Source organism: Pseudomonas sp. Rh2, assembly GCF_040762985.1.
Classification (GTDB): domain Bacteria; phylum Pseudomonadota; class Gammaproteobacteria; order Pseudomonadales; family Pseudomonadaceae; genus Aquipseudomonas; species Aquipseudomonas taiwanensis.
Genome location: NZ_CP142890.1, coordinates 3,631,269 through 3,645,066, shown reverse-complemented (window position 1 = coordinate 3,645,066; position 13,798 = coordinate 3,631,269). Strand labels below are relative to the sequence as shown.

The window sequence follows — 13,798 nt, the reverse complement described above, 5'->3', positions numbered from 1 at the left end:
AGCCTCGCTTCAGAAATGGTCCCGCAGCCGGTACCACGCCTTGGCGGCTGCCTCCAGGGGCGCGGCCAGGGTGTCGCCGCCGGGAAAGCGGCCATTGTCGATGCCCTGGTAAAGTGCCAACAGGTCATCGTCACCCAGGATCGCATCGCTGACTGCTTTCGCCGCCGCCAGGGTCGGCAGCACACCATGGCCGGAAAAACCTTGCAGCCAGTAGCGCTGGCCGTCCCGGCCAACGTCCGGGGTGCGCCGCATGCTGCAGTCGATATGGCCACCCCAGGCGTAGTCGATGGTCACGCCCGTCAGTTGAGGAAAGACCCGTTCCAGGTGGGGGCGGGTGGCGCTGGCCACGTCCTTGGGTATGCCGCCCAGGTAGGTGCAGCCACCGCCGAACAGCAAGCGGTGGTCCGGGGTGAGGCGGAAATAGTCGGGGACGAACTGGTTGTCGATCACGCAACTGTTGCGCGGCAGCAGCGATGCGGCAAGTGCAGGGTCAAGCGGCGCGGTGGCGACCTGGTACGAGCCCACTGGCAACAGCCTGCGTGAGAGCGTGCGGTCGAGGCGGTCGATGTAGGCATTGCAGGCCAGCACCAGCACGTCACACCGCACTTCGCCGCGCTCGGTGCGGACGCGATAACCGTTGTTGGTCTGCTGGTAGTCGACCACTTGGCTTTGTTCGAAGATGCCCCCGCCCGCGGCTTCGAGGGCAATGGCCAGTCCCTGGGCGAGCTTGAGCGGGTTGAGGTGCGCGCCCTTGCCGTCGTACAGCGCAGCCTGGTAGCGCGGGCTGCCGATCCACTGCGCCAGCTCGTCGCGGCCAATCAGGCGCAAGCCGTCGTAGCCCCATTTGTCTTCGGCCTCGTGCAGGGCTTCTTCCAGCATCTTCACACGGCGAGGCAGTACCGCCGCCCACAGGCTGCCGGGCCGGTAGTCGATGTCGAAACCGTGGCGCAGGGGCAGTTCACGCATCTCTTCTGCCGCCCAGCACATGCTGTCCCACAGCCGACGTGCGCGTTCTGTGCCAAGGGATTTTTCCAGCGGCGGCATGTCGCACGACCAACCCAGCAATGCCTGGCCACCGTTGCGCCCGGAGGCAGCCCATGCCACACGACTGGATTCGAGCAAGGTCACGCGCTTACCGGCCAAGGCCAGGCGCAGGGCAGTGTGCAGGCCGCTGAAGCCAGCACCAACGATCACTACATCGGTGTCATGCTGGCCTTGCAGGGTAGGGCGCAAGGGGATGGGGGTGGGGAAGGTCTGGGCGTAGTAGCTGGCAATATGCTGAGCGGATTGCTTGAACATGCAGATGCCTCGTGAAATTTATAGTGCTTATTTTCATGAAAATGTAGCATTATTTTTTCACAGCGCCAGCTTTCTTTTATGGGAGATTCGCGGCTACCGCTCTTACGCAGGGTGGCGATGAGGAGGAGGCAACGATCAATCCTCCGGCTATGTCGATGCCTTGCGCCGAGGCTGCTTCGGTTTGCCAGCGCTCGCTTTGTCTTTCCCGCTGCTCCGGCGCTTCTTCTTCCACGGTGTCGCTGCCTTGCCTGCCGCCGGTCCGCTGATGGTCAGTTGCATGCCGCTGCAGCGCTGCACCAGCTTGCCCATCCAGGCCGATTGCCGCGCGACGAATTCCTCCAGGCTCATTTCGCCGCTTTGCACCATGTCCAGGGCCTGCTCCCAGATCGCCGTGGTACCGGGGTCGGCAATGGCGCGGGGGACGGCGTCGATCAGGCTGAAGGCTGCCGGGGTGGCGCTCAGCGCCTTGCCGTTCTTCACCAGGTACCCGCGGTCGAGCAGGCCTTGGATGATGCTGGCACGGGTCGCCTCGGTGCCGATGCCGGTGGTTTCCTTGAGCTTTTGTTTCAGGCGAGGGTCGTCGACCAGTTTGGCGACGTTCTTCATGGCCTTGATCAGGTCGCCTTCGGTGAAGGGTTTGGGGGGCTGGGTCCATTGATCCTTCAGTTGCACATCGTGCACGTTGCACACCTGGCCTTCAGACAGGACTGGCAGCACCTGGGCCGGTGGCGCCTCGCGGCCTTTGTTCGGGGTCAGTGCCTCGGGGAGGGCGCGGCGCCAACCTGGCTCGACGATCTGCTTGCCCACGGCACGCAGCGCGTGGCCGGCGCAATCGAATTCGGCTTGGGTGCGGTCGAATTCATGATTGGGCAGGAACTGCGCCAGATAGCGGGCACGAATGAGCGTGTAGACCGCCTTGTACTTGGCCGGCAGGCGGGACGGGTCGCTGGCGGCCGCGGTGGGGATGATGCCGTGGTGAGCGCTGACCTTGGCATCGTTCCAGGCCCGTGAACGGCGCTGGGGCGTCAGGTATGGCTGCAAGGGGGCCAAACTGGCGTCGGCGCGTTGTAGCGCGGCGAGGATTGCCGGAGCCTCGCTGTGCTGGCTCATGGGCAGGTAGCCGCAGTCGCTGCGCGGGTAAGTGATCAGCTTGTGGGTTTCATACAGCGCCTGGGCGATGTCGAGGGTTTCCTGGGCGCCGAGTCCGAACTTCTTCGAGCACAGCTCCTGCAGAGTGCCAAGGTCGAAGGGCAGGGGCGCTGCTTCTCGCACGCGCTCAGTGGCTACCTTCAGCACCTGCGCGGTGCCTGAGTTGCCCATATCGGCGGCGGCTTGTTGTGCCAATGCCGGGTTCAGGCAGCGGCCCTGATCGTCGCAGGCATCCTCTGGAGCGCGCCACTGGGCGTTGAAGTGCTGGCCGGCGTGTTCCAGCTGCACGTCGATGGACCAGAACGGCACGGGTACGAAGTCGGCGATGCTGCGGTCGCGGTCGACCACCAGACGCAAAGTCGGCGTCTGTACACGGCCTACCGGCAGTACGCCCTGGTAGCCGGACTGGCGACCGAGCAGGGTGAACAGCCGGCTCATGTTCATGCCGATCAGCCAGTCGGCCCGCGAGCGGCCCAGTGCCGAGTGATAAAGGCTGAACGTGTCCTGGCCCGGCAGCAGCCGGGCCAGGGCCTTGCGAATCGACGCATCGTCCAGGGCCGACAGCCATAGGCGTTGAATCGGACCCCGATAACGACAGTGCTCGACCAGCTCGCGGGCGATCATCTCGCCTTCACGGTCGGCGTCAGTGGCGATCACCAGCTCCCGGGCTTCTCCCAGCAGGCGCTTGACCGCCTTGAACTGGCTGGCGGTCTTGGGCTTGACCAGCATTTTCCATTTTTCCGGAATGATCGGCAGGTCGGCCAGGTTCCAACGTTTGTAGCGAGCGTCGTAGCTGTCGGGCGGTGCGGTTTCAAGCAGGTGGCCGATGCACCAGGTCACGCAGACATCGGTGCCTTGCCAGCAGCCGTCGCCCTTGCGATTGGCACCTAGCACCTTGGCGATGTCTTTTGCCTGAGAGGGTTTTTCACAGAGGAACAGGCGCATGGCCGGGAACGCTTCATCGGGAAAGATGGGCACTAGGATGCGCAAGCGAGGGCGCGCAGGCAAGCTTTATCTGGATGGATGTACAGGTTTTTGTGTCGGGCAGGCATGTCTTTGGCCGGCAGCGGCCCTTTCGCGGGTAAACCCGTGATAGGGCCGCTGCCGGTTGTGCATCAGGCGCGCGAATCGCGGACCATGTCCACGTGCGGGATACCCGCTTCGAGGAACTCTTCGCTGACAACGCGGAAACCCAGCCGCTCATAGAAGGGGGTGGCATGGACCTGGGCGCTGAGCATTTGTTGCTTGAGGTCGCGGTTCTGCGCTTCGGCGATCACGGCCTTCATCAGCGCATCGCCAACCTTCAGTCCGCGCCAGTCCTTGAGCACTGAAATGCGTCCGATGGTGCCGTCGGGCAGCAGGCGGGCGGTACCGATCGGGTAGTCGCCTTCCAGGGCGAGAAAGTGCAGGGCGTCCTGGTCTTCGGAGTCGAACTCCAGCTCCGGCGGGATGTGCTGTTCGGCGACGAATACCGCCTCACGAATGCGGCGGATATCGGCGTTGTCTTTGTGCCAGTCGGCCAGGCGAACGCTGATCTTATTCATTGGCAAACCCCAGGCTTCCTTGTTTGACCAACTGCTGTACCAGCATAAGGCCATCTTCGTCCTGCAGCCACTGGTCAAGGTTGTCGATATGCAACGCGTCGGCGGAACACACCAGTTTCAGCAGTTCGCGCAGTTTGCCCGGCAGCGGGCAGCTGCGGCCGCTGGCGAACAGCATCAGGTCGTCGTTGAGCTCGGACCAGGCCATGCGTGCACTCGGGTTGCGGATCAGGATCGCGCCGTCTTCAAGGGCCTCGATCAGCTCGTCTTCGGACAACTCTTCGCCGACGACCTGTTCCGGATAGCGTGGCTCGGTCATGAACTGGCCGAACCAGGTCAGCAGCAGGTCTTTGTCGCCCATGTGCTTGTCGAGCAGCGCCTTGAGGCGGTCGAGGGCATCGTGCTGAATCTGGTGTGGGTCGCTGGCAGGCTCCGCGTCGGCGTCGCTGTAGCGCTCTTCGTCGGGCAGGAACTGGCCGAGGAAGTCGGTGAAGTGGGTCAGGACCTCAGCGGCGCTCGGGGCGCGGAAGCCTACCGAGTAGGTCAGGCAGTCGTCCACGGCCACGCCGTAGTGGGCCAGGCGCGGTGGCAGGTACAGCATGTCACCCGGTTCCAGGGTCCACTCGCCGCTTTGCTCGAACTCGGCGAGGATGCGCAGGTCGGCATGCGGCAGCAGCGGGCTGTCGCTGTTGCACATCTGGCCGATCTTCCAGTTGCGCTGGCCGTGGCCTTGCAGCAGGAACACGTCGTAGTTGTCGAAGTGTGGGCCGACACTGCCTCCGGGGGCGGCGAAGCTGATCATCACATCGTCGATACGCCAACTTGGCAGGAAGCGGAAGTGCTCCAGCAGCTCGGCGACTTCCGGAACGAACTGGTCGACGGCTTGCACCAGCAGGGTCCAATCCTTCTCCGGCAGCTCGGCGAAGGTTTCCTCCTCGAACGGGCCCCGGCGCAGCTCCCATGGGTGCGCGCCGTGCTCGAGGACGATGCGGGACTCGACTTCGTCTTCCAGGGCCAGGCCGGCCAGCTCGTCGGGGTCGATAGGGCTTTCGAAGTCCGGGAACGCCTGGCGCACCAGCAGGGGCTTCTTCTGCCAGTAGTCGCGCATGAATTCGCGGGCCGTGAGGCCGCCGAGCAGCTGCAGTGGAGTATCAGGATTCATGTTCAACCTATTGAAAAAACGTAATTTTCGTACGGGAATAAAAACGCCCGGCCAAGCCGGGCGTTGTACGCGACGCTCAGCTTAGATGCGTTTGGCCTGGGCTGCCGCGTTGCCGATGTAGGTCGCCGGGGTCAGCTGCTTGAGCTCGGCCTTGGCTTCGGCTGGCATGTCCAGACCATCGATGAAGGTCAGCAGCGCTTCAGGCGTGATGCCCTTGCCACGGGTCAGCTCCTTGAGCTTCTCGTAGGGGTTCTCGATGTTGAAACGACGCATGACGGTCTGGATCGGCTCGGCCAGGACTTCCCAGCAGGCGTCCAGGTCGGCGGCGATGCGCTGGGTGTTGATTTCCAGCTTGCCGATACCTTTGAGGCTGGCCTCGTAGGCGATGACGCTGTGGGCGAAGCCCACGCCCAGGTTGCGCAGCACGGTGGAGTCGGTCAGGTCGCGCTGCCAGCGGGAGACTGGCAGTTTGCTGGCCAGGTGCTGGAACAGTGCGTTGGCAATACCCAGGTTGCCTTCGGAGTTCTCGAAGTCGATTGGGTTGACCTTATGCGGCATGGTCGAGGAGCCGATTTCGCCAGCGACGGTCTTCTGCTTGAAGTAGCCCAGGGATATGTAGCCCCAGACGTCACGGTCGAAGTCGATGAGGATGGTGTTGAAGCGAGCGATGGCGTCGAACAGCTCGGCGATGTAGTCGTGCGGCTCGATCTGGGTGGTATAGGGGTTGAACACCAGGCCCAGCTCGTCTTCGATGAAGGCGCGGGCGTTGGCTTCCCAGTCGATCTGCGAGTAGGCCGACAGGTGGGCGTTGTAGTTGCCCACGGCACCGTTGATCTTGCCCAGCAGCGGTACGGCGGCAACCTGGGCGATCTGGCGCTCCAGACGGTACACGACGTTGGCCAGCTCTTTGCCCAGGGTGGTCGGCGATGCCGGTTGGCCGTGGGTACGCGACAGCATAGGCACGTCGGCGTACTGATGAGCCAGGGCGCGGATGGCGTCGGCGATCTGACGCATCAGCGGCAGCAGCACTTCGTCACGACCGGCGCGCAGCATCAGGGCGTGGGACAGGTTGTTGATGTCCTCGCTGGTGCAGGCGAAGTGGATGAACTCGCTGACCTTGGCCAGCTCAGGCAGCTTGGCGGCCTGCTCCTTGAGGAGGTATTCGATCGCCTTGACGTCGTGGTTGGTGGTGCGCTCGATTTCCTTGACGCGCTCGGCGTGCTCGAGCTTGAAGTCGGTGGCCAGGCTGTCCAGCAGGGCGTTGGCTTCGGCGGAGAACGCCGGCACTTCGCCGATCTGCGGGTGGGCGGCCAGACGCTGGAGCCAGCGGACTTCGACCAGGGCGCGGAAACGGATGAGACCGTATTCGCTGAAAATAGGGCGCAGGGCCTGGGTTTTGCCGGCGTAACGGCCGTCTACAGGGGAAACCGCAGTGAGCGAAGAGAGCTGCATGGGGTGTTCTCGGACAGTCAGGCTTTTGGAAGGGCGCATATCATACATGAAAAATGCGCTCAGGTCGGGTGGCTGACCAAAGGTCAGGCCATTTATCAGGTGCGGCATTGCGTATTGCCTGTTCCGGCCCTCTCGCTGGCAAGTCAGCTCCCACAGGACTTGCACCGCGCTCGAGGCGAGTGCGGTTCCTGTGGGAGCTGGCTTGCCGGGATGAGGGCCGGAACGGTCAACCCCCCCCCTCAGGAAGGGTTGCGCATCATGTCGTACAGTTCGTTCAGCAACTTGCGCCGGCTGAACACCAATTGCCAGCGGTGCCCGCCCAGCTGGCGCCACAGGCGCGCGGCGCGGATGCCAGCCAGCAGCAGGGCGCGGATTTTCGAGGCATTGCTGGCCTGCTGCAGGAAGCGCATGTCGCCATGCACCTGGATGCGCTGGCGCAGGGTGCTCAGAGTGTCCTGGTATAACGCGCCGCTGGAAGCGATGACGTTTTCGTGGACCAGGCCAAAATGCTCGGCCTGCGACTGGATCTGGGGCAAGCGGTTGCCGATGGTGTCGAGCAGGTCGCCGCGCTTGTTCAGCTGGCGCTCCAGGCCCAGCATCGACAGGGCATAGCGCAGGGGCTCGCGCTGCAGGCTGCTGGGGTCGCGCTCCAGGGCGCCGACCAGGGCGCGATAGCCATCGCGCAGGTTGAGGTCGTCGCCGCCGAACACTTCCAGGGTGTCCTTCGGGTCGCGGACCAGCAAGCTACCGATCATGCAGCCAATGTTGGCCTCGCTGGCCTGCCCGGTGCGGGCGATGCGGTCGACCAGCACCGCGGCCTGGAACACGCCGCCCAGGGCGACCAGTTGCTCCTGCAGGTTGCTCATGCGCGCGGGCTCCACGGCTCGGCGGTTTCGATCACACCGCCGCCGAGGCAGACCTCGCCGTCATAGAACACCACCGACTGGCCTGGAGTGACAGCCCGTTGCGGCTCGTCGAACACTGCGCGGTAGCCGGTCTCGGTGCGCTCCAGGGTGCATTGCTGGTCGCTCTGGCGGTAACGGACCTTGGCGGTGAGTTTACGCGGGCTGCTCAGGTCGATCGGGTTGACCCAGAAGATTTCCGAGGCGAGCAGGGCGCGGGAGAACAGCCACGGATGTTCGTTGCCCTGGCCCACCACCAGCACGTTGCGAGCCAGGTCCTTGTGCAGCACGTACCACGGCTCGTCGCCGGCATCTTTCAAGCCGCCGATTCCCAAGCCCTGGCGCTGGCCGATGGTGTGGTACATCAAGCCGTGATGGCGGCCGATCACCTCGCCTTCGGTGGTCTCGATATCGCCAGGCTGAGCGGGCAGGTACTGCTTGAGGAAGTCGCTGAAGCGGCGTTCGCCAATGAAGCAGATCCCGGTGGAGTCCTTTTTCTTGGCGGTGGCCAAGCCGTGTTTCTCGGCGATGGCACGGACTTCGGGCTTCTCCAGTTCGCCGACCGGGAACAGGGTGCGGGCAATTTCCTTGCCGCCGACCGCGTGCAGGAAGTAGCTCTGATCCTTGTTCGGGTCCAGGCCCTTGAGCAATTCGGTGAGGTCGCCGGTATCGCGGCGGCGCACGTAGTGGCCGGTGGCGATCAGGTCGGCCCCCAGGGAAAGGGCGTAGTCGAGGAACGCCTTGAACTTGATTTCGCGGTTGCAGAGGATGTCCGGGTTCGGCGTACGGCCGGCCTTGTACTCCTCGAGGAAATGCTCGAACACGTTGTCCCAGTATTCGGCGGCGAAGTTGGCGGTATGCAGCTTGATGCCGATACGGTCGCACACCGCCTGGGCGTCGGCCAGGTCTTCGCGGGCAGTGCAGTATTCGGTGCCGTCGTCTTCTTCCCAGTTCTTCATGAACAGACCTTCCACCTGGTACCCCTGCTCCATGAGCAGAAGGGCGGAGACGGAAGAGTCCACGCCGCCGGACATGCCGACGATGACGCGGGTCTTGGCGGGGTCTTTGAATGCTGGGCTGGTCATGGCTACCGATGTGTTTCAGGGGGAAAAGCGCCGATTCTATCAAACCCGCGCACGTACGTCAGTCACGCAGCAGGTCGAGGCTGTGCAATGGTCCGGCCAGGTAGTCGTCGATGCAGCGTGGTACCAACTCGCTGCGCCAGCGCGTGGAGTCGGCCAGCAATTCTTCGCGGGTGAGCCAGACGGCGCGGACGATATCGCTGTCCAGCGCCAGGTCGGCGTGGTGGCGCACGGGGCGGGCGGCGAAGCAGATGCGCTGGTAGGTTACGCCGTTGCTCGGGGCGGTGTAGAGGTAGATGCCGACCACGCCGGTCAGCTCGACTTCCCAGGCGGTTTCCTCGAGGGTTTCGCGCAGGGCGGCCTGGGGTAGGGTCTCATTGGGTTCGAGGTGGCCAGCAGGCTGGTTGAAGACGTGCTGGCCGGCTTTGAATTCTTCGACGAGGAGGAACTTGCCTTCGTGCTCGACGATGGTGGCGACGGTGATGTGGGGTTGCCAGGTCATGGTGGAGTCCTTCGATCGTTGGGGCCGCTGTGCTGCCCTCGCCGGCAAGCTGGCGCCTGCGGATTCTGGGTGTGTACCTGAAAAGCACAAACCCCGGTGCGTGGCCGGGGTTTGTGTGGTTACTTCAAGCGAGCCTTACAGGGCGGCAATGGCACTGTTCAGGGTCTGGCTTGGGCGCATCACCTTGGCGGTCAGCTCGGCATCCGGGGCGTAGTAGCCACCGATGTCGGCCGGCTTGCCCTGAACGGCGTTGAGCTCGGCGACGATGGTCGCTTCGTTCTCGGTCAGGGTCTTGGCCAGCGGGGCGAAGCGCGCCTGCAGCGCAGCGTCGTCGGTCTGAGCAGCCAGGGCCTGGGCCCAGTACAGGGTCAGGTAGAAGTGGCTGCCGCGGTTGTCGATACCGCCGACTTTGCGCGATGGCGACTTGTTGGTGTCCAGGAACTTGCCGGTAGCTTGGTCCAGGGTGTTGGCCAGGACTTTGGCGCGCGGGTTGTCGTAGGTGTTGCCCAGGTGCTCCAGGGAAGCGGCCAGGGCCAGGAACTCACCCAGCGAGTCCCAGCGCAGGAAGTTCTCTTCGACCAGTTGCTGCACGTGTTTCGGAGCCGAACCACCGGCGCCGGTTTCGAACAGGCCACCGCCGTTCATCAGCGGCACGATCGACAGCATCTTGGCACTGGTGCCCAGTTCCATGATCGGGAACAGGTCGGTCAGGTAGTCGCGCAGTACGTTACCGGTTACCGAGATGGTGTCCTTGCCTTCGCGGATGCGGGCCAGGGAGAACTTGATGGCGTCGACCGGAGCCAGGACGCGGATGTCCAGGCCGGAGGTGTCGTGGTCCTTCAGGTACTGTTGCACCTTCTCGATCATCACGCCGTCATGGGCGCGAGCCGGGTCCAGCCAGAACACCGCCGGGGTGTTGCTCAGGCGGGCGCGGTTGACGGCCAGCTTGACCCAGTCCTGGATCGGCGCGTCCTTGGTCTGGCACATGCGGAAGATGTCGCCAGCTTCGACGTTCTGTTCCAGAACGACGTTGCCCTTGCCATCGACCACGCGCACGACGCCGTCGGCCTTGATCTGGAAGGTCTTGTCGTGGGAACCGTATTCTTCGGCTTTCTGGGCCATCAGGCCGACGTTCGGTACGCTGCCCATGGTGGTCGGGTCGAATGCACCGTTGGCCTTGCAGTCCTCGATCACGGCCTGGTAGATGCCAGCGTAGCAACGGTCCGGGATCACGGCCTTGGCGTCTTGCAGTTCGCCAGCGGTGTTCCACATCTTGCCCGAGTCGCGGATCATGGCCGGCATCGAAGCGTCGACGATGACGTCGCTCGGAACGTGCAGGTTGGTGATGCCTTTGTCGGAGTTGACCATCGCCAGGGCTGGGCGCACGGCGTACAGGGCCTGGATGTCGGCTTCGATCTCGGCTTGCTTCTCGGCGGGCAGGTCCTTGATGCGGGCGTACAGGTCACCGATGCCGTTGTTGGCGTTGAAGCCGACTTCGGCCAATGCGGTGGCGTGCTTGGTCAGCACGTCGTTGTAGAACTCTTCGACGATCACGCCGAACATGATCGGGTCGGAGACCTTCATCATGGTGGCTTTCAGGTGCACCGACAGCAGTACGCCGGAGGCCTTGGCATCGGCGATCTGTTCGGCGATGAAGGCTTTCAGGGCCTTGCGGCTCATGGTGGCGCAGTCGATGACCTCGGCGGCCTTGACCGCGGTCTTTTCTTTCAGGACGGTGGTGGTGCCGTCTTTGCCGACCAGCTCGATGCGCAGGCTGTCGTCAGCTTCGATCAGTGCGGCTTTCTCGCTGCCGTAGAAGTCGCCCTGGGTCATATGGGCAACATGCGACTTGGAGTCAGCGGCCCAGGCGCCCATCTTGTGCGGATGCTTGCGTGCGTAGTTCTTGACCGACAGCGGGGCGCGGCGGTCGGAGTTGCCTTCGCGCAGAACCGGGTTCACGGCGCTACCCTTGATGCGGTCGTAGCGGGCGCGGGATTCTTTCTCGGCTTCGGTGGCCGGCTCGTCGGCGTAGTCAGGGATGTTGAAGCCCTTGCCTTGCAGCTCCTTGATCGCGGCCTTGAGCTGCGGTACCGAGGCGCTGATGTTCGGCAGCTTGATGATGTTGGCTTCGGGGGTGGTGGCCAGCTGGCCCAGTTCCGCCAGGTGATCGCCTACCTGCTTCTCGGCGCCCAATTGCTCCGGGAAGGCTGCGAGGATACGGCCGGCCAGGGAGATGTCGCGGGTTTCGACGGCGATATCGGCCGATGCGGTGAACGCTTCGATGATCGGCAGCAGGGAATAGGTGGCGAGGGCGGGAGCTTCGTCGGTGAAGGTGTAGATGATCTTGGAACGGGTGGGCATGCGGGTTAACTCTCTATGTGCTGAGCGTACTCGAGTCTCGAGGTGCGCAGGGTAGGCGCATCGCCCTGGCAACGCCATGAGCGGATAGTCGAGAGGCTGCGAGCGGTGATGGTGGATGCATCAGTCGAGCGTCAAGTGCTGAGCTGCGGTAACAACCCAGGCTTAGTGGCCGTCGATGGCCAAGGGCGAGCCGCATTTTTCCAAGGGTTCGCCCCGATGACCCTACGGTCGCGCCGCAGTATACCAAACCATGCGGGCTATTCAGCAAGGCGAAGTGATATCTGCGCATTTATAAGACCAAAGACGTAGGGGCAATGTGGCGTGTTGCCGCAGGCTCGTACGGGGCCTGCAAGGCCGTGCGGTGCGGCGGATTTCTTGCGGGAAACGGCCTGCCCGGCGACGTGCCCTGTCTCGTCGACGCACGCGCAACGCCTTGCAGGTCAGCGGATGTGGTTTAGGCTCAGTGGATCGCATGATGTCCAATCACACCCGACAGCGGAGTAGTGCAAGCATGGGATACCAGAAAATCAAGGTTCCGACCGACGGCGCCAAGATCACCGTCAATGCCGACCATTCGCTTAACGTTCCCGACAACCCCATCATTCCTTACATCGAGGGCGACGGTATCGGCGTGGATGTCTCGCCGGTGATGATCAAGGTGGTCGATGCCGCCGTGCAGAAGGCCTATGGCGGCAAGCGCAAGATTGCCTGGATGGAAGTTTACGCCGGCGAAAAGGCGACCCAGGTCTACGATCAGGACACTTGGCTCCCCCAGGAAACCCTGGATGCGGTGCGCGATTACGTGGTGTCGATCAAGGGGCCGCTGACCACCCCGGTCGGTGGCGGCATCCGCTCGCTTAACGTGGCCTTGCGCCAGCAGCTTGACCTCTATGTATGCCTGCGCCCGGTGTTGTGGTTCCAGGGCGTGCCCAGCCCGGTCAAGAAGCCTGGCGATGTCGACATGGTGATCTTCCGTGAGAACTCCGAGGACATTTATGCCGGTATCGAATGGAAGGCTGGCTCGCCGGAAGCCAACAAGGTGATCAAGTTCCTCAAGGAGGAAATGGGCGTCACCAAGATCCGCTTCGACCAGGATTGCGGCATCGGCGTGAAGCCGGTCTCCAGGGAAGGTACCAAGCGTCTGGTGCGCAAGGCCTTGCAGTATGTGGTGGATAACGACCGTGAGTCGCTGACTCTGGTGCACAAGGGCAACATCATGAAGTTCACCGAAGGGGCCTTCAAGGACTGGGGCTACGAAGTGGCACGGGACGAGTTCGGCGCCGAGCTGCTGGACGGCGGCCCATGGATGAAGTTCAAGAACCCCAAGACCGGCCGCGAAGTGATCGTCAAGGACGCCATCGCCGATGCCATGCTGCAACAGATCCTGCTACGCCCGGCCGAGTACGACGTGATCGCCACGCTTAACCTCAATGGCGATTACCTCTCCGACGCCCTGGCGGCCGAGGTGGGCGGTATCGGTATCGCGCCGGGGGCCAATCTGTCGGATACCGTGGCCATGTTCGAAGCTACCCATGGCACTGCGCCGAAATATGCCGGGCAGGACAAAGTCAACCCAGGGTCCGTGATCCTTTCGGCCGAAATGATGCTGCGCCATATGGGCTGGACCGAGGCGGCCGACCTGATCATCAAGGGCACCAATGGCGCCATTGCGGCCAAGACCGTGACCTATGACTTCGAGCGCCTGATGGAGGGGGCGACGCTGGTGAGCAGCTCAGGTTTCGGTGATGAAATGATCAAGCACATGTAATGCTGTGCCCTGGGGGGCTGGGCTGCCGGCACCATCACCGGCAAGCCGGCTCCTGCAGGGGGATGGTTAAATGAAAACCGGCCGCTTCCGTTCAAAGAAGCGGCCGGCTTGTTCGTCTACCGGCAGAGTAGGGTGCGTCAGGCATTCACGGTATCGTCGGTCGTGGTCTGTATGCCGGGTGAGGGGGTGGCGCCAGCGCTGCTGATGTTGGTCGCGTGCAAGCCTTTGGGGCCCTGGATGATCTCGAACGTCACGGCCTGTCCGGCCTTGAGCGTCTTGTAGCCGTCCATCTGGATCGCCGAATAGTGGGCGAACAGATCTTCGTCTTTGCCCTCCTCATTGATGAATCCATAGCCCTTGGCATTGTTGAACCACTTGACTTTACCGCTTGCCATCCCTATGTCCCTCTGCAAAGGACTCCATCACTGGAGTATCATCCACTTCATCCGCATACGAACCGTGCGAAAAATCTGGTTGACTGCGCGGATCTTTATCGACCACGGTGGGTTCTTATTGGTTGTAACACCGTTTTGCCGATAGTCAAGGTCAGCCGGCGCGTGCGCTGTTGGTGGCCTGTGCG

At 63.1% G+C, this 13,798-nt stretch carries 11 protein-coding genes; 1 reads left to right on the top strand and 10 read right to left on the bottom strand.

What is annotated here, in order from left to right:
* Positions 1 to 9 precede the first annotated feature (9 nt).
* The 9 genes from VXM67_RS16470 to VXM67_RS16430 form a co-directional block, all read right to left on the bottom strand.
* Complete coding sequence (locus VXM67_RS16470) at positions 10 to 1,299, bottom strand: NAD(P)/FAD-dependent oxidoreductase (RefSeq protein WP_367237170.1); 1,290 nt, start codon at positions 1,297 to 1,299, stop codon at positions 10 to 12.
* Between the two features lie 147 nt (positions 1,300 to 1,446).
* Positions 1,447 to 3,393 (bottom strand): DNA topoisomerase III, encoded by a 1,947-nt coding sequence (locus VXM67_RS16465; RefSeq protein ID WP_023381104.1) that lies wholly within the window; start codon positions 3,391 to 3,393, stop codon positions 1,447 to 1,449.
* A gap of 170 nt (positions 3,394 to 3,563) precedes the next feature.
* Positions 3,564 to 3,992, bottom strand: a complete 429-nt coding sequence (locus VXM67_RS16460) for a GNAT family N-acetyltransferase (RefSeq protein ID WP_023381103.1) — start codon at positions 3,990 to 3,992, stop codon at positions 3,564 to 3,566.
* Complete coding sequence (locus VXM67_RS16455) at positions 3,985 to 5,151, bottom strand: cupin domain-containing protein (protein ID WP_023381102.1); 1,167 nt, start codon at positions 5,149 to 5,151, stop codon at positions 3,985 to 3,987. The genes VXM67_RS16460 and VXM67_RS16455 overlap by 8 nt, the downstream gene beginning before the upstream one ends.
* 81 nt (positions 5,152 to 5,232) lie before the next feature.
* Complete coding sequence (gene purB, locus VXM67_RS16450) at positions 5,233 to 6,603, bottom strand: adenylosuccinate lyase (RefSeq protein ID WP_023381101.1); 1,371 nt, start codon at positions 6,601 to 6,603, stop codon at positions 5,233 to 5,235.
* A 239-nt stretch (positions 6,604 to 6,842) separates the two neighbouring features.
* Complete coding sequence (hflD, locus tag VXM67_RS16445; RefSeq protein WP_023381100.1) at positions 6,843 to 7,469, bottom strand: high frequency lysogenization protein HflD; 627 nt, start codon at positions 7,467 to 7,469, stop codon at positions 6,843 to 6,845.
* Positions 7,466 to 8,590, bottom strand: a complete 1,125-nt coding sequence (gene mnmA, locus VXM67_RS16440; RefSeq protein ID WP_023381099.1) for a tRNA 2-thiouridine(34) synthase MnmA — start codon at positions 8,588 to 8,590, stop codon at positions 7,466 to 7,468. Before mnmA ends, hflD begins: the two co-directional genes overlap by 4 nt.
* Positions 8,591 to 8,648: 58 nt before the next feature.
* Positions 8,649 to 9,089: an NUDIX hydrolase gene (locus tag VXM67_RS16435; RefSeq protein WP_023381098.1), complete on the bottom strand. Its 441-nt coding sequence runs from the start codon at positions 9,087 to 9,089 to the stop codon at positions 8,649 to 8,651.
* Positions 9,090 to 9,224: 135 nt separating this feature from the next.
* On the bottom strand, positions 9,225 to 11,450 hold the full coding sequence (locus VXM67_RS16430; protein WP_023381097.1) for an NADP-dependent isocitrate dehydrogenase: 2,226 nt from the start codon (positions 11,448 to 11,450) through the stop codon (positions 9,225 to 9,227).
* Between the two features lie 511 nt (positions 11,451 to 11,961).
* On the opposite strand from VXM67_RS16430, the gene icd reads away from it, so the two are divergent.
* Positions 11,962 to 13,218 (top strand): NADP-dependent isocitrate dehydrogenase, encoded by a 1,257-nt coding sequence (gene icd, locus VXM67_RS16425; protein ID WP_023381096.1) that lies wholly within the window; start codon positions 11,962 to 11,964, stop codon positions 13,216 to 13,218.
* A 137-nt stretch (positions 13,219 to 13,355) separates the two neighbouring features.
* On the opposite strand, the gene cspD is transcribed toward icd, so the two are convergent.
* Positions 13,356 to 13,613: a cold shock domain-containing protein CspD gene (gene cspD / locus VXM67_RS16420; RefSeq protein WP_023381095.1), complete on the bottom strand. Its 258-nt coding sequence runs from the start codon at positions 13,611 to 13,613 to the stop codon at positions 13,356 to 13,358.
* Between the last annotated feature and the right edge of the window lie 185 nt (positions 13,614 to 13,798).

What these genes read in the sequence shown, in the direction of transcription:
- VXM67_RS16470 (WP_367237170.1), bottom strand. Translation starts at nt 1,299, where the DNA reads ATGTTCAAGCAATCCGCTCAGCATATTGCCAGCTACTACGCCCAGACC.
- VXM67_RS16465 (WP_023381104.1), bottom strand. Translation starts at nt 3,393, where the DNA reads ATGCGCCTGTTCCTCTGTGAAAAACCCTCTCAGGCAAAAGACATCGCC.
- VXM67_RS16460 (WP_023381103.1), bottom strand. Translation starts at nt 3,992, where the DNA reads ATGAATAAGATCAGCGTTCGCCTGGCCGACTGGCACAAAGACAACGCC.
- VXM67_RS16455 (WP_023381102.1), bottom strand. Translation starts at nt 5,151, where the DNA reads ATGAATCCTGATACTCCACTGCAGCTGCTCGGCGGCCTCACGGCCCGC.
- purB (WP_023381101.1), bottom strand. Translation starts at nt 6,603, where the DNA reads ATGCAGCTCTCTTCGCTCACTGCGGTTTCCCCTGTAGACGGCCGTTAC.
- hflD (WP_023381100.1), bottom strand. Translation starts at nt 7,469, where the DNA reads ATGAGCAACCTGCAGGAGCAACTGGTCGCCCTGGGCGGCGTGTTCCAG.
- mnmA (WP_023381099.1), bottom strand. Translation starts at nt 8,590, where the DNA reads ATGACCAGCCCAGCATTCAAAGACCCCGCCAAGACCCGCGTCATCGTC.
- VXM67_RS16435 (WP_023381098.1), bottom strand. Translation starts at nt 9,089, where the DNA reads ATGACCTGGCAACCCCACATCACCGTCGCCACCATCGTCGAGCACGAA.
- VXM67_RS16430 (WP_023381097.1), bottom strand. Translation starts at nt 11,450, where the DNA reads ATGCCCACCCGTTCCAAGATCATCTACACCTTCACCGACGAAGCTCCC.
- icd (WP_023381096.1), top strand. Translation starts at nt 11,962, where the DNA reads ATGGGATACCAGAAAATCAAGGTTCCGACCGACGGCGCCAAGATCACC.
- cspD (WP_023381095.1), bottom strand. Translation starts at nt 13,613, where the DNA reads ATGGCAAGCGGTAAAGTCAAGTGGTTCAACAATGCCAAGGGCTATGGA.